Below are 22286 nucleotides of genomic sequence, written 5' to 3'. Positions count from 1 at the left end.
TCTCGCGCGATCGCCCGCGCCTGCGCGGCGGCGGCGGAACGCTGCGGCGGCACCGCGCGGCGGGCCCGCCGCTGCCACTGTTCGCGGGCGGCGAGCTGGGCCGCGAGCAGGCGCTCGCGGTTGCCGGCGATCTGCTGGTTGATCGCCGGGAGCGGGTTCTGCTCCTCGTCGAGCCAGCCGCGCAGCCGGCGCTTGACGTACGCCTCGGTGATCCTCGCCTCGGAGGTGGCGGTGGGCACGTCGCCCGGCTGGGCCTCGCCGGTCGGCAGGTGGTCGAGCGCGTAAACCACGTCGCGCGGCGTCCACCCGGTGTCGAACCAGCGCCCGAGCAGCAGCCGGAGCCGGTCGCCGCCGACCCGTCGCAGGGTGGGGGAGATGTAGCACAGCCACTCGCAGGCCATGAGCTGCTCGGTGTATCCGACGGGGACGTCGTGCATCGGCCACTGCGCGGGTGGCCGCCCGAGCGGGTGGCAGCGCCGGCACTTGTGGGGCCCGGAGCCGTCGCGGACCATCCGGTCCTTCTGGTCGCACTCGCCGCACCAGGCGCGCCGCCGGTACGGGTCTTCGTCGCGGCCGGCCAGGGGGTTGCATCGCTCGCAGCGGCGGCCGCCGGCGGTGAGCCGCGTGCGGCGGTCGCAGTCGCCACACCAGCGGCGGGCGTCGGCGAGCGGTTCGGCGGTCACTCCATAGTTTGTACACGCGGCGGGCCCGTCACGGTGGCAGGCTCGCGCTATTGGCCCTATTGGAGGTTGACGAAGAGCCCGCCGTCTACGAGGAGTGCCGACCCGGTCACGTAGCGGGCGGCGTCGGAGGCGAGGAAGACCACCGGCCCGGCGATGTCGTCGGGCTCGCCGAAGCGCCCGAGCGGGATGCGGCTGTCGAGGTAGGCGCGCTTGTCCGGGTCGCTCCAGTCACCGGAGTTGATGTCGGTGGCGATCGCGCCGGGCAGCACCGAGTTGCAGGTGACGCCGTGCGGCCCCAGCGGTATCGCCATCGACTGCATTAGCGAGTGCATGCCGGCCTTGGTGGGCGTGTAGTGGGTCTGCATGCCGCCGCCGACCAGCGCGCTGATCGAGCTGATGCCGATGATCCGGCCGCCGCGCCCCTGCTCGACCATCACCCGGGCGGCCGCCTGCGAGCACAGGAACGCGCCCTTGAGGTTGACGCCGTGCACGCGGTCCCACAGGTCCTCGGGCATCGTGAGGAAGTCGTGGAACGGGCAGATGCCGGCGCTGTTGACCAGGATGTCCAGCCCGCCGAGGGCGTCCACGACGGTGTCGACCATCCGCCGCACGGCCGTACCGTCGGCGACGTCGGCCTCGACGGCGAGCGCGCGCCGGCCCATGGCTTCGATCTCCGCTACCACGGCGGCCGCGTCGGCGGCGTTGTCGCGGCCGAACTCGGGCTCCGCCGGCCGGTGGTAGTTGACCGCGACGTCGGCGCCGGCCGCCGCGAGACCGAGGGCGACACCGCGCCCGATGCCCCGCGACGCACCGGTCACGAGGGCGGTCCGTCCACTGAGCACAGTGCCTCCTCCTTGTGGGTGTACGGGCGGTTAGTGGGTGTACGGGCGGGACAGCTTCAGGTCGCGATTCAGGCTTACGCCGAAGCCGGGGCGGTCGGGCACGCGCAGCCGGCCGCCGCGGGGCACCGGCTCGTCGAGCAGCAGCGGGTGCAGCATCGGCACCACCTCGGTGGCCTCCGGGTGCATCATCAGGAACTCCGCGAACGGGCTGTTCGGCCGGCTGACCACGAAGTGGTACGAGTAGACGCTGGAGCCGTGCGGCACGACGGCCTTGCCGTGGCTGTCGGCGAGCGCGGCGATCCGCCGCAGCTCGGTGATGCCGCCGCACCAGCCCACGTCGGGCTGCACGATGTCGACCTGGCCGGTCTCCAGCAGCAGCCGGAACCCCCACCGGGTCGCCTCGTGCTCGCCCGCGGTCAGCAGCATCCTGGCCGGCATGCGGCGGCGCAGGTCGGCGTGGCCCCAGTAGTCGTCGGGCAGCAGCGGCTCCTCGATCCAGCGCAGCCCGTACTCGTCGGCGGCGTGCGCCAGCCGGGTCGCGTAGTCGAGGTCGAGCGACATCCAGCAGTCCCACATGAGCCAGAAGTCGTCGCCGACGCGCTGGCGCATCGCGGCGAGCGCGTCCAGGTTGGCGCGCAGGCCCTCCTCGCCCTCGGCGGGGCCGTGCCGCAGCGGCAGCTTGCCGCCGATGAAGCCCATCTTCTGCGCCAGGTCGGGGCGCGGGCCGGTGGCGTAGAAGACCAGCTCGTCGCGGACCGCGCCGCCGAGCAGCTGGTACACCGGCTCCTGGCGCACCTGGCCGAGCAGGTCCCACAGCGCCAGGTCGATCCCGCTGACCGTGTTGAGCGCCAAGCCCTTGCGTCCATAGTGGAGCGTGGAAAGGTACATCTGGTCCCAGATCTTCTCCAGGTCGGTGACCCGCTGGCCCTCGACCAGGCGGGCGAGGTGCTGCTCGACGATCCAGGCACCGGGCTCGCCGCCCACCGTCACGCCGAGCCCGACGCTCCCGTCGTCCGCCTCGGCCTCGACGACGAGCGTCCCCAACGCGTTCAGCCCGAACGACTGTCTACTGTGGCGGTACTCGGGGTAGCGGGCCATCGGTGTGGCGATGTGGTCGTCGATCCAGTGCCCGGCTGCCTGGTCGTGGTAGTCGGCGCCACCGCCGCGCACCGTGTACGCGCGCAGCTGCCGGATCCTCGGTACGCCCATCCGTCACTGCTCCCCGAGCCGGACCAGTATCTTGCTGGCGTCGAGCTCACCGGCGGCCAGCCCGGCGAACGCGGCCGGCGCCTCGTCGAGCGGCACCCGCGCGTCGGCCAGGTGTGCCAGCTCCGGAGGCTGGCTCGCGACCCACTCGGCGGTCGCCTGGAACTCGCGCGCCGGGTAGCAGAAGCTGCCGATGAGGCTGCGCTCGTACGTGCTGATCGCGTAGGCGCCGAGGGTGACGTCGGGCGCGTTCATGCCGACCAGTACCACGCGGGCGCCGGGGGTGGACGCCTCGAACGCGCCGCGCAGGCTGGCGCTGGAGCCCACGGCGTCGAGCACGACGTTCCTTTCCGCGCGGCTGCCGAGTGCGGCGGGCTCGGTGGTCTCGAAACCCAGCCGCTCCACCAGCGCTCGACGGCTGGGGTGCGGCTCGCTGACCAGTACCTCGTGGGCGCCCAGGCGGCGGGCGGCGAGCGCGCACGCCTGGCCGATCGGGCCGCCGCCGATCACCAGGACCCGGTCGTCGGCCGCGACACCGCCGCGGACGGCGGCGTGGTAGCCGACGGCGAGCGGTTCGACCAGGGCGCCGTGCTCTTCGGGCATCCCGTCGGGCAGGACGACGGCGTTCGCCGCCGGCACGGTCATCAGCTCGGCGAACGCCGACGAGATGGTCCGGTCCACGCCGATCACCCTGCGGGTGGGGCAGAGCTGCGCGGTGCCGGCGGCGCAGGCGGCGCAGGTGCCGCATCCGAGTACCGGATTGACCGTGACGAGCGTTCCTGGCGCGAGGGCGTCGCCTTCCACGATCCGGCCCACCGTCTCGTGGCCCATCACCTGGCCGGGGTGCCGGCGGCCGTTCTCGCCGGTGTATCCGTGCAGGTCGGAGCCGCAGATGCCGGTGGCGAGGACGCGGATGAGCAGCTCGCCGGGCGCGACATCCGGGTCGGGGCGCGGCTCGACCCGGATGTCCCCGGGGCCGTGAAACACGAGGGCTCGCATGGGCGGGACTCTAGTGCGGCCGCCGGCCCGACTTCAAGGATCAGGACAGCAGTTCGTGTATATGAACAGCAATACCCTACTTAGCTAGTAGGAGTTGTGGGTTAATGCCTGAAACGCATCTGGCCTGCTGCGCCGGCAGGCCGCCGGCGCGACCGTGGTGCCGGATCACCCAGCGCGCGTGACGCGGCGCGGGGAGGATCGGACCCGGGCCGGTGGTCGCCTCGGGGCCGCGGGCAGGGCGGGCTGGGGCTTACGGGTACAGGCCGCGCTGGCGGGCCGCGAGCCGGGTGAGGCCGAGTAGCGCGTCGACGTTTGGTGTCGGCACGCCCACCGCGGCGCCGATCTCCCGCACGACCGTGACCATCGCGTCGAGCTCGATCGGGCGTCCCGCCTCGGCGTCCTGCAGCATCGACGTCTTGAACGCGCCCAGCTTGCGGGTCACCGCGCTTCGGTCCGCGGCGGTCTGCGCGATCGGGCACCCGATCCGCTCGCCGATCGCCGCCGCCTCACCCATGACCGCCTGCACGAACCCGCTGACCAGCCCATCGTCGAGAATCCGGTCGGCCGTCGCCCCGGTGAGCGCAGAGATCGGGTTCATGGTCATGTTGCCCCACAGCTTGTACCAGATGTCGTTCTGGACCCGCGGCGAGACCGTCACCGCGAACCCCGCCTTGCCGAGCACCTCGGCCACCCGGTCGATCCGCCCGTCCGCACCACCGGCCGGCGCGCCCAGGATGAGCCCGTCGCCCGCCGTGTGGCGCGCCACACCGGGGGCGGTGACGCTAGCGGCGAGGTGCACGACGCAACCGATCACCCGCCTCGTCGGTAACGCCTCAGCCACAGACCCGCTCGGGTCCACCGACCGCAGCCGCAGGCCCTCGTACTGGCCGCCGAGCCCGTCGAAGAACCACCACGGCACCCCGTTGATGGCCGGCACCACCACCGTGTCGGGCCCGAGCAGTGGCCTGAGTGTGGGCGCGAGGCCGGGCAGCGCGTGCGCCTTGACGGTCAGCAGCACCACGTCGTGCGGCCCGAGCCGCGCGGCGTCGTCGCTGACCGTGACGGGTCCGCTGACCAGCCCACCGGCCGTCTCGACCCGCCACCCGTGCGCCCGCAACGCCTCCAGCGTCGCCCCGCGCGCGAGCGCCGACGTTGCGGCCCCACTGGCGCTGAGCCGCCCGCCAATGAGCCCTCCGACCGCTCCCGCTCCCACGACACAAACCCGCACCCAGCCATTCAACCAGGCCTCACCCGACCGGGCCCTGCCGTCGCTCGTACCCCGCGCGTCTACCGGGCAAGAGGGGCCGCGTGGAGGGCGAGGTCAGGACAGGAGGACTACCGCGCGGGACTTCAGGGTGCCTGCCGCAACGGCGGCGTAGGCGGCTGCGACCTCGTCGAACGGGTACTGCTCGACCTCGACGCGGACCTGGCCCGCCGTGGCCAGGGCGACCACGTCTCGCGCGTCGGCGATGGTGGAGCCCTGGAATGTGTACACCTCGCCGTCGCGGGGCAGGGCACCGAACCAGCCCTTCTCAAGGCGCCCGCCCGCCGAGCCCACGAGCCCGAACGCCCCACCCGCCCGCACCGCCGCTACGCCGGCCGCGATCGTCGCGTCGGTGCCGACGAAGTCCAGGACGGCGTCGAGCGAGCGCAGTCCGTCCATAGCGGACCGTGTCTCGTGGGCACCGACGTCCGTGGCGTACGCCAGCCTGTCGGGGTTGGTGTCGACGGCCACCACGCGGGCGGCGGTCAGCGCCCGCAGGAACTGCACCGCGAACGCGCCGAGCCCACCGGCGCCGACCACCGCGACGGTGCCGCCGGGCACGATGCGGGGCAGTGCGCGCTGGACCGCGTGGTATGCCGTCGCGCCCGCGTCGGTGAGTGGGCCGGCGGTGCGCGGGTCGAGGTCGCCGAGTGGGAGCAGGGCACGGGCGCTGTCGACGAGCACGTAGTCGGCGAGCCCGCCGTCGCGGCCGTATCCGCGGCCGGTCGCGCCCGCCGGGCAGCAGTTGTCTTGGCCGCGTAGGCAATGCTGGCAGGTGCCGCAGGAGGTGGGGGAGACGAGCGCGACGGCGTCGCCTTCAGCGAAGCCGGCGGAGGCGCCGGTCACTCCGGCGCCGAATCCCGCCACCCAGCCGGCCGTCTCGTGGCCGAGCGTGAACGGCATCCGCCAGCCCATTCGCGCGCCTATCGCCTGTGGCAGCTGCGGCATCGACAGGTCGGAGCGGCACAGGCCGCAACCCGCCACCCGCACCAGGATCTCGCCCGGACCAGGCGAAGGAGCCGGGACCTCCACTGACCGCGGCTGCGCCGCCCAATCCACCATCCGGTATGCCCGCACGGACCGAGGCTACCGGAAATGTAGAACACGTTCTAGCATGAGTGCGTGCTGACCCAGCCATTCGCCGACGCGCTCGCCGAGGCCGAGCGGATCATCAGCGGCGCGCCACACGTGCGGACACCGCAGGACCTCGCCGAGGGCTACGACTACCTCGCCGGCAGCATCCGGGCCGCCATCCAGATGGCGTGGGCCTACGAGCGGGACTTCCCGTACTTCGTGCAGTCCACCGGCCCGTACACGAAGATGGGCCTGGACAACCCCGACACGCTGTACTTCCACGCGTGGCTGCGCGACGACGCCGAGTACGTCGTGACCGGGCGGCGCGGCACCACGACCGACCTCAGCTTCCAGGTCCTGGCCGGCGACTACTCGCCGGTCGACGTGCCCGACAGCCTGGCCGCTTTCGACGACCGGGCCATCGACATCGACCCCGACGGCCGATTCACGCTGCGCTTCGGGCCCGGCCTGCGCGGGCCGAACGCGTTTCCGCTCGCGCCCGGATCCGCGATGCTCGTCGTGCGCGAGGTCTACAGTGACTGGTCCGCCGAGGAGCGCGGGACGCTTCGCATCCAGCGGGCCGACCGCGTCGGCGAGGCGCCGCGGCCGCTGACCCAGGACGCCCTCACCAAGCGGTACGGCGTCGCGGGGAAGATCCTCATCAGCCGGCTCAAGACGTTTCTCGCGTTCCCGGAACGGTTCTACCTTGGACTGCCGGTCAATACGCTCACCGCGCCGCGGCTCACGCCCGGCGGCCTCACGACGCAGTACTCGTCGGTGGGGCACTACGATCTCGACGACGACCAGGCGATGGTGATCACCGTGCCGGCGTCCGACGCGCCGTACCAGGGCATCCAGCTCGGCAGCCTCTGGTACCTGTCGCTGGACTACATCAACCACCAGACCAGCCTCACCGCGCACCAAGCGGTCATCGACCCCGACGGGCTGATCCGATACGTCGTCAGCGAGCGCGATCCCGGCGTCGCCAACTGGCTGGAACGCACGGGGCACCGGCGCGGATACGCGCAGATCCGTTGGCAGCGGCTGTCGCGCGAGATGACACCGGCCGACGGGCCGCGCATCGACATCGTGCCGGTCGACGGCCTACCCAAGGAACTGCCGTACTACCAACGAATCGAGCCGGCGGCCTGGAAGGCGCGGATCGCCGCGCGGCAGGCGGCGGTGGCGACGCGGATGCTGGGGTGAAGAGCGTGCTGCTCGACGGCAAGGTGGTGCTCGTGTCCGGGGTCGGGCCCGGGCTGGGGCGGTCGATCGCGTTGCGGGCAGCGACGGCCGGCGCCGACGTCGTGCTCGGCGCCCGCACGGCCTCGTACCTGGACGACGTGGCCAAGGAGGTGACCGCCGCCGGCCGGCGCGCCCTGGCCGTGACGGTCGACGTGACCGACGAGGCGGCCACGGAGCGGCTGGTGAGCACGGCGCTCGACGCGTTCGAACGGGTGGACGCCGTGGTGCACAACGCGTTCGCGATGCCGCCCATGCGCGATCTGACCAAAGTGGACCTCGACGTGCTGCGGTTGAGCTTCGAGACCAACGTGTTCGCCGCGCTGCGCCTCACCCGGATGCTCAAGCCGGTGCTGACCGAGGCGCGTGGCTCGGTCGTCATGGTGAACTCGGCCGTGCTGCGGCACTCCCGGCGCATGTTCGGACCGTACAAGATGGCCAAAGCCAGCCTGCTGGCCGTGGCGCAGAGCCTCGCGACCGAGCTCGGTCCCGCCGGCGTACGGGTCAACTCGGTGGCGCCCAGCTACATCTGGGCTGACACGCTCAAGGGCTACTTCGCGTACCTGGCGAGCAAGCGCGGCGTCCCGGCCGAGCAGGTGTACGAGGAGACCGCCGCGGCCACCGACCTGCGCCGCCTCCCGGAGCCCGACGAGATCGCCGACGTCGTGGTTTTTCTCGCCTCCGACATGGCCCGCGCGGTGACGGGGCAGTGCGTCGACGTCAACTGTGGCGAGTTCCACCACTGAAGCCATTAAGGACGGTACGGCAGCCATTAAGGACGGTACGGCAGCCATTAAGGACGGTACAGCGTGGACCGGACGGACGTCGGCACGGTCGCCGACCTGCACGAGTCGGCGACCAGCCGCACGGGGCTCGACGACTTCGGCGACAGCGGTTACGTCGAGGGCCTCGCCGTCCTGCTGGACTCCTACGCCACCGAGAGCGCGCTCACCCCCGCGGGCAGCAAGGCGATGCGCGGGTTCCTGCGGGGCGCCCTGATCGCGCGCCTGCTCAGCGAGGCCGCCTGGCGCCAGCATCCCGGGTACGCCGATGTGGCGGTCACCCGTCCGGTGTTCGTGACCGGGCTGCCGCGCACCGGCACCACCGCGCTGCACCGGCTGCTCACCGCCGATCCGGCGCACCAGGGGCTGGAGCTGTGGCTTACCGAGGTGCCGCAGCCGCGCCCGCCGCGTGAGACCTGGGACAGCGACCCCATCTTCGCGGCCATCCAGGAGGGGGTGCGGCGCCACCACGTCGCGAACCCCGAGTTCATGGGCATCCACCACATCTCGGCCGAGCAGGTCGAGGAGTGCTGGCAGCTGCTGCGCCAGTCGATGACGTCAGTGTCGTTCGAGTGCCTGGCGCACATCCCCACCTACTCTGACTGGCTGATCGGTCAGGACTGGACGCCGGCGTACCAGCGGCACAGGCGCAACCTACAGCTCATCGGCCTGCCCGACGCGGATCGCCGGTGGGTGCTCAAGAACCCCAGTCACCTGTTCGCGCTCGACGCGCTGCTGTCCGTGTACCCGGACGCGCTCGTGGTGCAGACGCACCGCGCGCCGCGGACGGCGATCGCGTCGGTGTGCAGCCTGGCGGCCAGCGCGTCGGAGGGCTGGTCGACGGCGTTCACGCCGGAGGTCATCGGGCGTTCCCAGCTTGACCTGTGGGCGCGCGGGCTCGCGCGGTTCGCGGTGGAGCGGGCCCGGCACGCGCGGGACCGTTTCGTCGACGTGTACTACGAGGACTTCGTCGCAGATCCACTGGGGACGGTCGAGGGCATCTACGATCGGCTGGGCGCGGCGGTGAGCCCGGAAGCGCGCTCAGCCATGGCCGAGCTGCTCACCGAGAGCGAGAAGCGGCCCGCCCACCGCTATAGCCTGGCTGACTTCGGGCTCAGCGGCGAGCAGGTCGACGAGCGCTTTGGGGCCTATGCCAGCTGAGCGATGATGTCGTCGGCGAACCGTCGCATGCCGTCCTTTTTGGACCGCACGTCGGCGTCGAAGCCGGCGCCGTAGAGCAGCCACGGCACCACGATCGCGTCGGTGACACCAGCGTCCGCCTGCTGGCGGTACCCGGCGAGGCCGAACCGGTCGACGCAGACCGCCTGGATCTCGAAGTCACCGGTCCGGCCGTACTCCTCGCGAAGCTCGCCCAACCGCTGGATCGTCGCCCGAAGCTCGCCGAAGCGCATCATCGCGGAGGTCCAGCCGTCGCCGGCGCGGGCGGCGCGGCGCAGCGCCGCCTCGGTGTGGCCGCCGACGTAGATGGGCACCGGCGCGGTCGGCGCGGGGCTCATCCGCAGCTTGCCGAACGCGAAGTGGTGGCCGTTGTAGTCGACCATCCCGCCGCCGAGGATGAGCCTCAGCACCTCGATGGCCTCGTCGGCGCGGGCACCCCGGTGCGCGAACGGCGCGCCGCACCACTCGAACTCCTCCGGCGTCCAGCCAAGCCCGACGCCCAGCCCGAACCGGTTGCCCGTCAGCGTGGCGACCGAGCCGACCTGGCGCGCGAGCAGCACGGGGTTGCGCGGGCCGAGCTTGAGCACCTGCGTGTAGAAGCGGATGCGGCTGGTGGCGGCGCCCATCGCGGCGGCGGCCACGAGCGGGTCGACCCAGGGTGTGTCCTGGTCCCAGAAGCGGCGCCCGTCCGGCGTATAGGGGTAGGCGGCGGCGACCTGCTCGGAGTAGAAGATGGAGTCGGGCAGCGCGATGGCGGAGTATCCGCACTCCTCTGCCACGCGCGCCAACTCGACCATCTGTTCCGGCGGACTGAGGGCGATCCCGACCGTGAACTTCATCAGGAAACTATAACGCGTTCTACTTCACTGGCGCGATACACAAGATGAAGTCGTCCCTGGTGCCGATGGCGCCGTCCTGGTACAGGGACTCGGTGGCGTCGGTGTTGTCGCACGCCGACTCGGCGATCGTGCCGTCCTTGCGCAGCAAGACCTTGTACGCGCCCTGCGCGGTGCACTCGGCCTCGCGCACGTCGTTGTCGGCGTTGATCGTCAGGCAGTCACCCTTCTGGTACTTGTCGATGTTGCCCTGGATGTCCTCCTCCGCCGAGGGGTCGGCGCCGGCGTTCGCCGTCGTCGAGGTGTCAGGTGTGGTGAGGTCGTCGGCGGTCAGCGCCACGATCAGGCCGCCGCCGACGCAGAGCAGCAGCAAGACGCCGGCCGCGATGCCGACGATGAGCAGCGCCTTGCTCCCGCCGCTCTTGCGGGGCGGCGGTGCCTGCTCCGGCATTGGAACGTAGCCGGGCGGTGGTGCCTGCTCCGGCATTGGAACGTAGCCGGGCGGCGTCGCCTGCTCCGGCATTGGAACGTAGCCGGGCGGCGTCGCCTGCTCCGGCATTGGAACGTAGCCGGGCGGCGTCGCCTGCTCCGGCATTGGAACGTAGCCGGGCGGCGTCGCCTGCTCCGGCATTGGAACGTAGCCGGGCGACGTGGGCTGGTGGGGGTAGCCGGGCTGCTGCCCGAAGGCGGGTGGCTGGCCCTGGCCCGGCGGCTGCGGCCACGCCGTCGCTGGCGGATACTCCGGCTGCCGCGGATATTCAGGCTCCTGCCCGTAGCCGCCAGATGACGAACCGTAGTACGTGCCGCCCATCGTTTACAGGTCCCTTCCCGTTGGTAAGAAAAAGACCGGGTATCCGGGCGTGCGCCGCCCGGATACCCGGCGTGTCGTGCCCCCCGGCCACGAGCGATAGGAGTTTGGGGCCAGCCGCCACATGCCCGCCACACAGCGGCCACATGAGACGGTGGGAGAGGGTACGGTGTCCTGTCGTGAGGTTCGGCGTACTCGGACCGCTGCGGGTACAGGACGCCGAGGGCGCCGAGGTCGTACTGCGCAGCCGGCACGAACGCACCCTCCTCGCGATGCTGCTGGTGCGCGCCGGCCGGGTCGCGCCGGTCGATCGGCTGGTCGAGGCGCTCTGGCCCGACCGGATCCCCGCGTCGCACGCCTCGAACCTCCAGACCTACGTGTCGCGGCTGCGCGACCGGCTCCGCGACGTGTCCATTGAGCACAGAGATGGCGGATACCTGCTCCGGTTGGATGCCGAACAGCTCGACGTGCTGGTGTTCCGGCGCGAGGTGGCGGCGGCCAGGGAGGCGCTCGCCGCGGGTGACGCGGCCGGCGCGGCGGATCGCTTCCGGCGCGGGCTCGCCCAGTGGCGCGGGCGGCCGTTCGCCGACCTTCCGGCGCTGGAAGGCATCGCGCGCACCTGGGAGGCGGAACGCCTCGACGCGGTCGAAGACCAGGTCGACGCCGAGCTGGCGGCCGGCGAGCACCTGCCCGACGTGCTGTCGCGGCTGCACCGCCTGATCGCCGAGCACCCTCTGCGAGAACGCCCGCACGGCCAGCTCATGGTCGCGCTGACCCGAGCCGGGCGGCGCGCCGAGGCGCTGTCGGCATACCAGAACGCGCGTGACGTGCTGGTCGCCGAGCTGGGTGTCGAGCCCGGCAGCCGGCTGCGTGACCTGCATCGCGCGATCCTGCGCGGCGACGACCCCGCGCCGGCGGCGCCAGCCGCGCCACGGGCATGGACGCCGGTCTGCCAGCTACCGCCCGCGCTGCCCGGCTTCGCGGGCCGCGCCGACCTGCTCGCCGAGGTGGTCGCGTTCCTGACCCCCGCCGAGGAGGTGCCGGTCGTCGCGCTGTCCGGCCAGCCGGGCGTCGGCAAGAGCGCGCTCGCCGTGGTCGCCGCCCACCGGGTACGCCCGGAGTTCCCGGACGGGCAGCTCTACGCCCACCTCGCGGGCGCGTCAGCCGCCCCGCGCGACCCCGACGCGGTCCTCGCCGGCCTGCTGCGCTCGCTGGGCACGCCGGAGTCCGCCATCCCGCGCGGATTGCCGGCGCTGACCGCCGCGTACCGGGCGCGCCTCGCCGACCGTCGGGTGCTGGTCGTGCTCGACGACGCCGCCGATCCGGAGCAGGTGCGGCCGCTGCTGCCCGGCACACCCGGCAGCGCCGTGCTCGTGACCAGCCGGTGGCGGCTCAGCGGCCTCATCGACGCTCGGCACGTCGCCGTCGAGCCGCTCACCGACGCCGAGGCGGGCCAGCTCCTCGCGTACGTGATCGGTGCCGACCGCGTGGCGGGGGAGCGGGTGTCGGCCGGACGGATCGCCGCCGCCTGCGGAAACCTGCCCTTGGCGTTGCGCATCGCCGGTACTCGACTGGCCACCCGACCGTGGCGGCTGCGCACGCTGGCGGACCGCCTCGACGACGAGCACCGCCGCCTCACCGAGCTTGCGGCCGGCGACCAGCAGGTGCGCGCGGCGCTCGCGCTCAGCGTGCGGGCGCTGTCGGCACCGGCGCGGGCGGCGTTCGCGCTGCTCGGCCTGGCGGGCCCGGCGAGCTTCGCCGCCTGGGCGGTGGCGGCGCTGCTGCCGGCGGACCAGGCGGAGCCGGCCGCCGAGGCCGTGCTCGACGAGCTGGTCGAGGCGAGCCTGGTCGAACCGGTCGCCGCCGGCGGCGAGCCGCGCTACCGCATGCACGACCTGCTGAGGATCTACGCCGACGAGCTGGCCACCGCCGACGAGCTGGCCGCCGCCAATCCGCGGGACCTGCTGGTTGGCGCTCGCTCCGCTCCCGTCGGCCCCGGTGCCAGGTCGGCCGCGCGCCGCCGGCTACTGGCGGCGTCCGTCGCGCGCGCGGACGCCGCGGCCGCGCGGCTGCCGCGCACGTTGACCTGGTACCGGCCGGCCGGCGCCCCGGACGGCGAGATCGAGCCGTTCGAGTGGTTCGACGCGGAGCTGGGGTTTCTGACCGCCGCGCTCGACCTGGCCCCTGACGAACCCGGCACCATCGCGCTCGCGGAGCGGCTCGCGCCGTACCTGTGGGCGCGCGGCCGGTGGGCGGAACTGCGCGCCGTGCAGCGCCACGCCCGGCTGGCGGCCGAGCGGCTGGGCGACGACCGGGCCACGGCGCGTGCCGAGTTTCTCGCCGCGGTGCTGAGCCTGGTGTGCGGCGACATGCCCGAGGCGGCGGCCGGGTTCGCGCTCAGCCGAGGGCTCTTCGAGCGGCTCGGCGACCGGCACGGGGTGGCGTGCGTGCTCAGCGACGAGGCGGTGCTGCACGGGCTCCAGAGCCGGCACGAAGACTCGGCGCTGGCCGCCCGCCGCGCGGTGGAGATCTTCCAGTCGGAGGCCGACCCGATCGCCGCCGTGCTCGCCTCGCCGGCGCTCTCGGCGGCGCTGCGCGGGCTGGGCCGGCTCGACGAGGCCCTCGACGCCGACCGGACGGCGGTCGCGGAGGCCCGCGGCCAGGGCGCCGCCGAGCTGGTGGTGGCTCGCGCGCTGAACTCGCTCGCCGTCACGCGCCTGGTGCGCGGGGAGGCGCTGCTGGGTTACCAGGCGGCGGCCGAGGCGGTCGAGCGGCTGCGCGGCGTCGGCGACCGGTATGTGCTGCTGGCCGCCCTGCGGCACCAGGCATCCGCGGCGGCCGGGCTGGGCCAGCGGCGGGAGGCGGTGCGGCTGCTGGAGGAGAGCCGCGACCTCGCCGTCGAGCTGGGCGACCGGCTGTGGGCCACCGGGCTGGCCCGCGACCTGGCGGTGAGCTGGATCGGCGACGGGCGGGCCGCGGCCGCCGTGCCGGTGCTCAAGCGCTGCCTGGCGACGTACGACGACATGAACATCCGTTCCGCGAAGGCTGCCACGCTCGACATGCTCGCGCGGGCCTACGACGCTCTGGGCGACGGCGTGGCGGCCCGGGACGCGCGGCGTGGGGCCGGAGCGCTCAGCGACGGCATCGACGCCGGGACGCCGGCCCTTTCAAAGATCATTTTGAGGCTCGCGGAAAATGTCGGAGCGCGTCGGTAACGTCTCCGCGTGAACCGTACCGATCGGCTGTATGCCCTGGTGGAGGAGTTGCGGGCGGTGTCGCCGCGCCCGCGCAGCGCGCACTGGCTCGCGGCGCGCTTCGAGGTCGACGCGCGCACGATCCGGCGCGACATCGCCGCGCTCCAGCAGGCCGGCGTGCCCATCTACGCCGAGACCGGCCGGCTCGGCGGCTACGTGGTCGACAAGGAGCACACGCTCCCGCCGGTCAACATCACGCCGCGCGAGGCGGTCGCCACCGCCATCGCGCTGCGGGCCCTCGAAGGCACGCCGTTCGTCGACGCGGCGCGCTCCGTGCTGCACAAACTCCTCGCCGCGATGGCGCGGCGCGACGTCGAGACCGCGCGCGAGGTCGCCGAGCGCATCCACCTCGCGGCGCCGCCGGGCGACGAGCCGGGACCGCCGCGCCACGTGCTGCGCATCGCCGAAGACGCGGTGGTCAGCCGGTCCGTCCTGTCCATCGAGTACGTGGACAAGCACGGCACGCCGTCACGCAGGCTCGTCGAGCCGGTGGCGCTGCTCGGCGAGGGCAAATTGTGGTACCTGGTGGGGTGGTGCCGGTTGCGCGGTGACGAGCGTGAGTTCCGGCTCGACCGGGTCCGTCGTGCCGCGACGACGCCCGAGATCGCCCCGTCCCGGCCGATCGATCCCGGCCGCCTGCAGGCCGCCCACCCGCCGGCGATCCGCCTGGATTTTCCAGACCGCCTCGGTTTCCCGGGCCGCTCCGGTTTTTCAGAAAATGCGGACAGGACGGTGTCCGCGGCCACCACGACGATGGGGTTTGACAGTGACCAGCGAACTCAGTGAGTGAGGAGCGGCCGCGATGACCGTCAACCCCAACCACAACTCCACGTACGCCGCCGACACCCGGGGTGCGCTCTGGGAGCGGTGGATGGCGCTGCGCAACGGTGACCTCGCCCAGGCCGACACCCTGGTCGCGCCGGCGCTGGCCCTGCACCTCCCGGCGCTTGGCCGGGCAGCCGACCGGCCCGGTGGTCGATCGGCACTGATCTCCTGGATCTCGGCGCTGCGGGCCGCCTTCCCCGAGGGCCGGCTCGCGGTGCAGGTCGGCCCGATCATCAGCGGCGACCTGATCGCCGGCCGGTGGGCGTTCGCCACCGAGGCGGCCACCTTCACCGGCACCGACATCATCCGGCTCGCCGCGGGCCGGGTCGTGGAGTTCTGGGTCAACCACGACGTGATCGGCGAGGCCCTGCCGCTGCCCGAGCACGGCACGCTCTGCGCTCAGACATAACATCGAGGTGCGTTGTTTTCACGTGCCCGTCAACCGTGCCTTTCTGTCCCTTAAATGGCAGTAAAGGCCTGGTTGACGGGCCGGTTGAACCGTTGCTTGACACTCTGATCACGCCGTCTTACCCTCGCCGTAACAAGATTTCTCGCACTTTTAACAAAGCATGTGCACACAGCCCGAACGGCGAGGGCTTCCCGTGACCTCGATGGGATGAAGGCGGCATGACAGCGATAGATGGCAGCGGTTTCATGACGGGCGGCGTCAGCCGGGCGCAGTTCCTGCGGATACTTGGCGGGCTGGCGGCGGGTGCCGCGGTGCCTGGGCTGCTCAGCGCGTGCGGCGGCGGCTCCGGCGACTCAGACTCGCTCAGCCTGGTCGGTGTCGCCGACGAGAAGGCCCCACTCGACCTCCTTACCAAGGCATACACCGACAGCGGGTCGGGGATCACGTTCAAGACCTCGTACGCGCCGACCGACCAGGTCCAGACGTCCCTGCGGGCACAGCTCGGCGGCGGCAACGCACCCGACATCCACGCGCTGTACCCGGGCAGCGGCAGCGCGATGTCCACCACCGACATCGCCAAGGCTGGCCTGCTCGCCGACCTCAGCGGCCAGGCATGGACCTCCGCGATCCCGGCCAACCTCAAAAGCTCGTTCCAGTACGAGGACAAGGTGTACCTGTTCTCGTCGGGCCTGACGGTGATCGGCACGATCTACAACAAGAGCGTGTTCGCGGCGGCGGGTGTGCAGATCCCCAAAACGTGGAGCGAGCTGATCGCCGCCTGCGAGAAGCTCAAGCAGGCCGGCAAGGTGCCGCTCGCGCTCGGCGCGCAGACCCAGTGGGTCACGCAGCTCATCACCTACGCGCTGGTGGCCTCGCACGTCTACCGGGACACCCCCGACTTCGACGACCAGATGATCGCCGGCAAGGCCACGTTCGCCGGCTCGGGGTGGAAGCAGTCGATGGCGCTGTACATGGAGCTGCGCGACCGCGGCTTCTTCAACGACAACCCCAACGGCACCACCCTCGAGCAGCAGACCGCGATGGTCGGCACCGGGCAGGCGGCGATGGCCGTGCAGGTGGCGCCGCTGCTGCCGGCGTTCCGCGACGCGGCCACAAGCTCCGGCGACATCGACATGTTTCCGTTCCCGAGCGCCGACACCGCCGAGCAGGTATACACGTGGAGCGGGGCGAACGTGGGCATCGGCGTGCACGCCAAGAGCAAAAACAAGGACGCCGCGCTGAAGTTCGTCGAGTTCCTCGGCCAGCAGGAAAATATCAACACCTGGTGCGAGGCGGTCGCCGCCATCCCGCTCAAGCGCGACGCCAGCTCCAAGGTCGACCCGGCGCTCCAGTCGTTCCTGCCGCTGATCGACGCTGGCCGGGTCGCGCCGGTCGGGCAGCGCTGGCCCAACCCAGAGGTACAGCCGACGCACTTCACCGTGATCCAGGACCTGCTCGCCAAGAAGATCACTATCGACGACGGGCTCAAGAAAATGGACGAGGTGTACCGCAAGAGCTCATGAGCACACCGGTACTGGAAGCGAGCCCGACCGCGCCGCCCGAGCGCCCGGCCCGGCGGCGCCGGCCGCGCAACCGGCTCGGCCCGCCCTGGCTGTTCGTGGCGCCCGCGCTGCTCTGCTACGGCGCCATCGTGCTGTACCCCAGCGCGTCCGGCCTGCTGTACGCGTTCACCGACTGGAGCGGGCTGGGCGACTGGTCGTTCGTCGGGCTGCGCAACTTCGACAGCCTCCTGCACGACGACCGGGCGCTCGGCGCGCTGCGCAACACGCTGCTGCTCACCGTCGCGATCGTGGTGGTGCAGAACGGCGTCGGGCTGCTGCTCGCCCTCGGCGTGCACGCACGCATCAAGAGCCGGATGCTCCTGCGCGCCGTCTTCTTCGCGCCGGTCGTGGTCAGCCCGGTAATGGTGGCGTTCCTGTGGAAGTACGTCTACAACCCGGAGCCGAACGCCGGCCTCAACGGGCTGCTCGGCGCGGTCGGGCTCGGCTCCCTGCGGCAGGACTGGCTCGGCGACCCGTCGCTTGCGCTGTGGTCGGTCGCGGCGATGGTGGTGTGGCAGCACGCCGGGTACTCGATGGTGATCTTCCTGGCGGGCCTGGAGGGCATCGGCAAAGACGTGCAAGAGGCGGCCACCATCGACGGCGCCGGGCCGGTCAAGCGGTTCCGGTACGTCACCTGGCCGCTGCTCGCGCCCGCCACCACGATCAACGTGATGCTCTCCACGATCGGTGGCCTCAAGCTCTTCGACCAGGTGTTCGCGGCCACCGGTGGCGGCCCCGGATACGCCACCGAGACACTGTCCACAGTGCTCTACAAGGAGGCGTTCGTCTTCGGGCGATACGGGTACAGCACAGCCGTGGCGCTGGTGCTGGCGCTGTTCGTGGCGGCCGTGTCGCTCGTCCAGATCCGCTACCTGCGCGCCCGGGAGGACCAGACGTGAACAGGTACCGCCCGCGCACGTTGGTGCTGGAGCTGCTGATGGTGGCGGTCGGCGTGGCGTTCCTGTTCCCCGTGTACGCGCTGATCGTGCTGTCGCTCAAGGACGCCGGCCAGATCGCCAGCACCCCGCTCGCGTTGCCGGCACCGCCCACAGTAGACAACTACACCGAGGCGTGGTCGGCGGCCTCGCTCGGCTCGGCGCTGCTGAGCAGCACGCTCGTCACGGTGGTGAGCCTGGTGCTGCTCATCGCGATCGGCTCGTGCGGGGCGTACTTCCTGGCCCGCCGGGCCACCCGTCTCGGATACGGGTTGTACATCCTGTTCCTGCTCGGCATCGTGCTGCCGTTCCAGCTCGGGATGATCCCGCTGTACAACCTCTTCTCCAAGGCCGAGCTGATCGGCACGCCGCAGGCGCTCATCCTCTTCTACACCGGCATCCAGCTGCCGTTCACCATCTTCCTGTACACCGGCTTCATCCGGGCGTTGCCCGCCGACTACGCCACCGCCGCGCTCGTCGACGGCGCTTCGCACTTCCAGGCGTACACCCGGATCGTGTTCCCGCTGCTGCGCCCGATCACCGGCACCGTGCTGATCCTCAACGCGGTCTTCATCTGGAACGACTTCTTCACCCCGCTGCTGTACCTCGGTGGCTCCGACCACGAGACGATCCCGGTGCGCATCTTCGCGTTCGTCGGCCAGTACGTGTCCGACTACGGGCTGGTCTTCGCCGGTCTGGTACTGGGGGCGATCCCGATCCTGCTGGTATTCCTGCTGCTACAGCGGTACGTCATCAAGGGCTTCGCGAGCGGGCTCAAAGGGTGAGCCTGCCACCCCGGCTCGCCGCGGTCCTGCGCGAGCCGCCACGCGAGTTCTCGCCGGTCGCGATCTGGTGGTGGAGCGGCGCCCGGCTCGACCGGCGGCGGCTTCGCTGGCAGCTCGAACGCTTCGTCGCCGGCGGCGTGCACAACCTCGTCGTGCTCAACCTGGCACCGACCGGCCCGATGTTCGGCTGCGACGCCGACGACCCGCCGTTCTTCGCAGGCGAGTGGTGGGCGCTGCTCGACGGCGTGTGCGCCGACGCCGCCGACCTCGGTGCCCGCCTGTGGTTCTACGACCAGCTCGGCTTCTCCGGCGCCGACATCCAGGCGCGCCTCGTCGAGCGGCATCCCGAGTACGCCGGCCGGTGGCTCGCGCCCGACGGGTCGGTGCACACCCGCGGCTTCGACTACCTGTCCATCGTGGCCTGCGCCGCACTGCTCGATGAGGTGCACGGTGAGTTCGCCCGCCGCCTCGGCCACCATCTCGGCGGCGTCATCGCCGGCTCGTTCCAGGACGAGCTGCCCGCGCTGCCCACGTGGTCCGCGACGTTCGCGTCAGAGTTCGCCGCGCGTCGCGGCTACGAGCTGGACCGTGCACTACTGTGGACCGGCTCGGACGCCTTGGTCCTGCGCGACTACCAACTGACCCGCGCGGAGCTCGCCGAAGAGGCCTTCTTCCGGCCGCTCGCCGACTGGCACGCCCGGTACGGCCTGCTCGCCGGCTGCGACCAGCAGGACCCGGCCCGCGCCGGCGACCCCGTCGCCGGCGTCCGCCTCTACGCCGACTACGCGCGCACCCACCGCTGGTTCGGCGCGCCCGGCTCCGACCACCACGGCGACGCGCGCGTCCACTCGTCACTGTCCCATCTGTACGGCCGGCCGCGTACCTGGGTCGAGGCGTTTCACTCCAGCGGGTGGGGTGGCACCCTCGAAGAGACGCTCGACTGGCTGCTGCCGTGGCTGCGCGCCGGCGCCACCCTCTACAACCCGCACGCCGTCTACTACACCACCAAGGCCGGCTGGTGGGAGTGGGCGCCGCCGTCCACCGACTGGCGCCAGCCTTACTGGCGCCACCACCGCCTCTTCGCCGACACCGTCACCCGCCTGTGCGCCGCCCTCTCGCTCGGCCGGCACGCCTGCGACATCGCCGTGCTGCTGCCCACCGCCACAGCGCAGGCCGGCGCCCGCCTCGACGGCCACACGAGCGCCGACGCCCTGCGCGCCCAGCGCGTCTACCGCGACCTGGTCGGCGACATGACCTGGTTCCACACCGTTCCCGGCGCGCTCGACCGCCTGTGCCGCGAAGCCGACGTCATCGACGACGACTCCCTCGCCCGCGCCGAGGTGACGGATGGCCGGGTACGCGTCGCCGACGAGGCGTACCGCACCGTGATCCTCCCCGCGTGCACCGTGCTCGACGAGCGCGTGGCGGCCCGCCTGGACGGGTTCGTCACGGCGGGCGGCACGCTGATCGCCGTCGGCGCCCTACCCGAGGGCGCCGATGGTGCGGCCGCGGAACTGCTCGCGCATTTCGCGGCAGGGCGGGCGCATCTGGTCGCCGACGCGGCCGCCGTCGGCCCCTTGCTGCCCGCCCCGCCGGTCGAGGCGCCGGTACCGTCGTTGGTGCGCGACGTCGACGGTACGCGCGTCGTGTTCCTCACCGCAGCCGCGAGCCGGGCGAGCGACGTGTCGGTGGGCCGCCCCGACGAGCGCGGCATCTCGCTGGGCTGGCTCGACGCCCGCTACGACTTCGACCCGGCCCGCTACCACGAGAGCGTGACGGTGCGGGTGCGAGACGTGCCGCCGCACGCGGTGCTGATCGACCCGTTCAGCGGTGAGAGCCGCGCTCTGCCTTGCTCCACCGTCGCAGACACGGTGGAGGTGCGCGTGCCGTTCGACCACGGGCCGGCCGCGCTGCTCGCCTTCCCTCCGGCGCCGCTCCCGGCAGCCGCCTCCGGTGGGCGCGCCGCGTCTCGATCCTTGCGGCTTGGTCCCCAGTGGACTTCGTCGCTCGTGCCCACAATGGACGATGTCTGGGGCGACTTCGGCACATCCGGGACCGTGGAGCGATGGACGGTGCGACACCGGCTCGACGGTGCCGCCGAGTGGGGCGAGGCGCACGCCACGTTCGGGCCGCACGCGGTGCGGGACGGGGAGGCGCTCGTCTACTCCACGTCGCGCGGCATCCACAAGGACCCGATCCACCGCGAGGTGCTCGGGCCGAAGGGGCACGTACCGGAAGAGTTCCTCGCGCTGGGCCCGGCCCGGGCGGGCGCACCGGTGCGCGTGCGATGCGACCTGATCCTCGCCGAACCCGTCGAAGGATGGCTCGCGGTCGGCGTGGCGGCCGCCAAGTCCGGCGCCCTCGGCGGGGCGGCACTCGCCTTCGACGACCGCGGGTACCTCGGCCTGGCACCGGTGCGGCTCGCACCCGGGCGGCACGCGCTGGCGCTCGACCTGACCCCCGACGAAGACCTGGACCTGCGCGCGTACATCGCTGTGGTGCGTGACGCCACCGCCTTCGAGCGTCCGGAGTGGATGTGCGCGGGCGGCACTTCTCGACCGGGATCGACGGTGACGCTGCGGACGTCGGTGACCGGCAAGGCCGGCCAGCTTCAGGTGGCGGCGCGAGAGGCGTGCGTGATCCGCTGGGGCGGCGTGGAGGTGGGCCGGCAGGGCGGCTTCGAGCCGTACGCCGAGCAGGCCACGCCGCGCGTCCGCCGATACGACCTCGGCCAGCTGCCGCGTCCGGGCCCCCATGAGTTGTCCGTGGAGTTCACCGAGGCGTCGGACGCGGGGGCGGTGCTCGTGGACGGGCTCGCGCTCTCCGGGCGCCACTGGAGCGCGGCACGCGACGGGGTGCGCGTCGAGACGCTGGTGCGCCGCCGGCAATACGGCGACCCGGCGGCCCTGCACCTGCGGCGGCGGCCGCACCCGCTGCCCGAGACGGCATGGCTCGACGGGGCGGACGGCGGTGACGTGGTCGTGCCGACCGTGCTCGCTGTGCCGACCGCCTCGGTGCAGTGGTTCTCGTTCCCGATCCCACCGGGTGCCACGGCCATGCGTCTCGGCGTACAGGCGGAGGCGGAGGTCTCGGTCGACGGCGCCGAGGTGGCGCGCGGCGCGGGAGCACTGGCCGTCGACCTCGGTGCCGCGCCGTCCGGACCGCGCGCCTGCGTGGTCCGCGTGACCACTCAACCCGGGTTCTCGCACGGGGCGGCACTCACCGGGCCGGTGGTGTTCGACGTGGGTGACGGGCTGGTCGGGCTGGGAGACTGGGAGGAGCAGGGGCTTGCCGGATACAGCGGCGGTGTGCGATACCGGCAGCGGTTCACTGTGGACGCCGGTGGCCCAGCCACTGTGGACCTCGGGCGGGTGCGGGGCACTGCCGAGGTGGCGCTCAACGGTGAGCCGCTGGGGGCGCGCTTCTGCGGGCCGTACCGGTTCACGGGCGCGCTGCGGGCCGGCGACAACGAGATCGAGGTGGTCGTCTACGGCACCCTCGCCCCGTACCTCGACGAGGTCAGCCCCACCCACTTCGTGTACCCGGGCCAACGCCACACCGGCCTCTTCGGCCCCGTAACCCTGACGTACTAGGCCCTAGC

The 22286-nt window shown here is 72.3% G+C and carries 18 protein-coding genes; 10 read left to right on the top strand and 8 right to left on the bottom strand.

Features of this window, described 5'->3' with window-relative positions; all coding sequences use genetic code 11:
• The 6 genes from V6V89_RS25330 to V6V89_RS25305 form a co-directional block, all read right to left on the bottom strand.
• On the bottom strand, positions 1-683 hold a 683-nt coding region (locus V6V89_RS25330; RefSeq protein WP_334621830.1), incomplete at its 3' end, for a hypothetical protein.
• Between the two features lie 56 nt (positions 684-739).
• Complete coding sequence (locus tag V6V89_RS25325; protein ID WP_334621829.1) at positions 740-1525, bottom strand: SDR family NAD(P)-dependent oxidoreductase; 786 nt, start codon at positions 1523-1525, stop codon at positions 740-742.
• 30 nt (positions 1526-1555) lie between these two features.
• Positions 1556-2734 carry an L-rhamnonate dehydratase gene (gene rhmD, locus V6V89_RS25320; protein ID WP_334621827.1) on the bottom strand — a complete coding sequence of 393 codons (1179 nt, stop codon included), beginning with the start codon at positions 2732-2734 and terminating at the stop codon, positions 1556-1558.
• A 3-nt stretch (positions 2735-2737) separates the two neighbouring features.
• Positions 2738-3730 (bottom strand): zinc-dependent alcohol dehydrogenase, encoded by a 993-nt coding sequence (locus tag V6V89_RS25315; RefSeq protein WP_334621826.1) that lies wholly within the window; start codon positions 3728-3730, stop codon positions 2738-2740.
• A 250-nt stretch (positions 3731-3980) separates the two neighbouring features.
• Complete coding sequence (locus tag V6V89_RS25310) at positions 3981-4958, bottom strand: 2-dehydropantoate 2-reductase (protein WP_334621825.1); 978 nt, start codon at positions 4956-4958, stop codon at positions 3981-3983.
• A 93-nt stretch (positions 4959-5051) separates the two neighbouring features.
• Positions 5052-6071 carry an alcohol dehydrogenase catalytic domain-containing protein gene (locus V6V89_RS25305; protein WP_334621824.1) on the bottom strand — a complete coding sequence of 340 codons (1020 nt, stop codon included), beginning with the start codon at positions 6069-6071 and terminating at the stop codon, positions 5052-5054.
• A 45-nt stretch (positions 6072-6116) separates the two neighbouring features.
• Between V6V89_RS25305 and V6V89_RS25300 the strand changes: the two genes are divergently transcribed.
• The 3 genes from V6V89_RS25300 (at position 6117) to V6V89_RS25290 (ending at position 9253) form a co-directional block, all read left to right on the top strand.
• Positions 6117-7274 (top strand): hypothetical protein, encoded by a 1158-nt coding sequence (locus V6V89_RS25300; RefSeq protein WP_334621823.1) that lies wholly within the window; start codon positions 6117-6119, stop codon positions 7272-7274.
• A gap of 5 nt (positions 7275-7279) precedes the next feature.
• Positions 7280-8056, top strand: coding sequence for an SDR family oxidoreductase (locus V6V89_RS25295; protein ID WP_334621831.1), 777 nt, complete (start codon positions 7280-7282; stop codon positions 8054-8056).
• A 63-nt stretch (positions 8057-8119) separates the two neighbouring features.
• Positions 8120-9253 (top strand): sulfotransferase family protein, encoded by a 1134-nt coding sequence (locus tag V6V89_RS25290; protein WP_334621822.1) that lies wholly within the window; start codon positions 8120-8122, stop codon positions 9251-9253.
• Here V6V89_RS25290 and V6V89_RS25285 read toward each other — a convergent pair.
• Both V6V89_RS25285 and V6V89_RS25280 read right to left on the bottom strand, forming a co-directional pair.
• Complete coding sequence (locus tag V6V89_RS25285) at positions 9241-10110, bottom strand: TIGR03619 family F420-dependent LLM class oxidoreductase (protein ID WP_334621821.1); 870 nt, start codon at positions 10108-10110, stop codon at positions 9241-9243. The two genes, V6V89_RS25290 and V6V89_RS25285, sit on opposite strands and share 13 nt — an antisense overlap.
• A gap of 19 nt (positions 10111-10129) precedes the next feature.
• Positions 10130-10918: an LppU/SCO3897 family protein gene (locus V6V89_RS25280; protein WP_334621820.1), complete on the bottom strand. Its 789-nt coding sequence runs from the start codon at positions 10916-10918 to the stop codon at positions 10130-10132.
• A gap of 176 nt (positions 10919-11094) precedes the next feature.
• On the opposite strand from V6V89_RS25280, the gene V6V89_RS25275 reads away from it, so the two are divergent.
• From V6V89_RS25275 to V6V89_RS25245, 7 genes are all read left to right on the top strand, one after another.
• The gene (locus V6V89_RS25275; RefSeq protein ID WP_334621818.1) at positions 11095-14130 is read left to right on the top strand and encodes an AfsR/SARP family transcriptional regulator; all 3036 of its coding nucleotides are present in this window, start codon (positions 11095-11097) and stop codon (positions 14128-14130) included.
• Positions 14131-14139: 9 nt separating this feature from the next.
• Positions 14140-14955: a helix-turn-helix transcriptional regulator gene (locus V6V89_RS25270; RefSeq protein ID WP_334621817.1), complete on the top strand. Its 816-nt coding sequence runs from the start codon at positions 14140-14142 to the stop codon at positions 14953-14955.
• Between the two features lie 16 nt (positions 14956-14971).
• Positions 14972-15403, top strand: coding sequence for a nuclear transport factor 2 family protein (locus V6V89_RS25265; protein WP_334621816.1), 432 nt, complete (start codon positions 14972-14974; stop codon positions 15401-15403).
• 218 nt (positions 15404-15621) lie between these two features.
• A complete protein-coding gene (locus V6V89_RS25260; protein ID WP_334621815.1) occupies positions 15622-16926 on the top strand; it encodes an ABC transporter substrate-binding protein in 1305 nt (434 codons plus the stop codon).
• Positions 16923-17864 carry a carbohydrate ABC transporter permease gene (locus tag V6V89_RS25255; protein ID WP_334621814.1) on the top strand — a complete coding sequence of 314 codons (942 nt, stop codon included), beginning with the start codon at positions 16923-16925 and terminating at the stop codon, positions 17862-17864. The genes V6V89_RS25260 and V6V89_RS25255 overlap by 4 nt, the downstream gene beginning before the upstream one ends.
• Positions 17861-18685 (top strand): carbohydrate ABC transporter permease, encoded by an 825-nt coding sequence (locus tag V6V89_RS25250; RefSeq protein ID WP_334621813.1) that lies wholly within the window; start codon positions 17861-17863, stop codon positions 18683-18685. Before V6V89_RS25255 ends, V6V89_RS25250 begins: the two co-directional genes overlap by 4 nt.
• Positions 18682-22278, top strand: a complete 3597-nt coding sequence (locus V6V89_RS25245; protein ID WP_334621812.1) for a hypothetical protein — start codon at positions 18682-18684, stop codon at positions 22276-22278. The genes V6V89_RS25250 and V6V89_RS25245 overlap by 4 nt, the downstream gene beginning before the upstream one ends.
• The last annotated feature ends 8 nt before the right edge of the window (positions 22279-22286 follow it).

Source organism: Micromonospora sp. CPCC 206061 (genome assembly GCF_036906915.1).
Classification (GTDB): Bacteria; Actinomycetota; Actinomycetes; order Mycobacteriales; family Micromonosporaceae; genus Phytohabitans.
This window is presented reverse-complemented; position numbering and strand designations above follow the sequence as displayed.

Coding starts and splice junctions, on each gene's coding strand:
- rhmD (WP_334621827.1), bottom strand. CDS start 2,734: ATGGGCGTACCGAGGATCCGGCAGCTGCGCGCGTACACGGTGCGCGGC.
- V6V89_RS25315 (WP_334621826.1), bottom strand. CDS start 3,730: ATGCGAGCCCTCGTGTTTCACGGCCCCGGGGACATCCGGGTCGAGCCG.
- V6V89_RS25285 (WP_334621821.1), bottom strand. CDS start 10,110: ATGAAGTTCACGGTCGGGATCGCCCTCAGTCCGCCGGAACAGATGGTC.
- V6V89_RS25280 (WP_334621820.1), bottom strand. CDS start 10,918: ATGGGCGGCACGTACTACGGTTCGTCATCTGGCGGCTACGGGCAGGAG.
- V6V89_RS25265 (WP_334621816.1), top strand. CDS start 14,972: ATGACCGTCAACCCCAACCACAACTCCACGTACGCCGCCGACACCCGG.
- V6V89_RS25260 (WP_334621815.1), top strand. CDS start 15,622: ATGACAGCGATAGATGGCAGCGGTTTCATGACGGGCGGCGTCAGCCGG.
- V6V89_RS25255 (WP_334621814.1), top strand. CDS start 16,923: ATGAGCACACCGGTACTGGAAGCGAGCCCGACCGCGCCGCCCGAGCGC.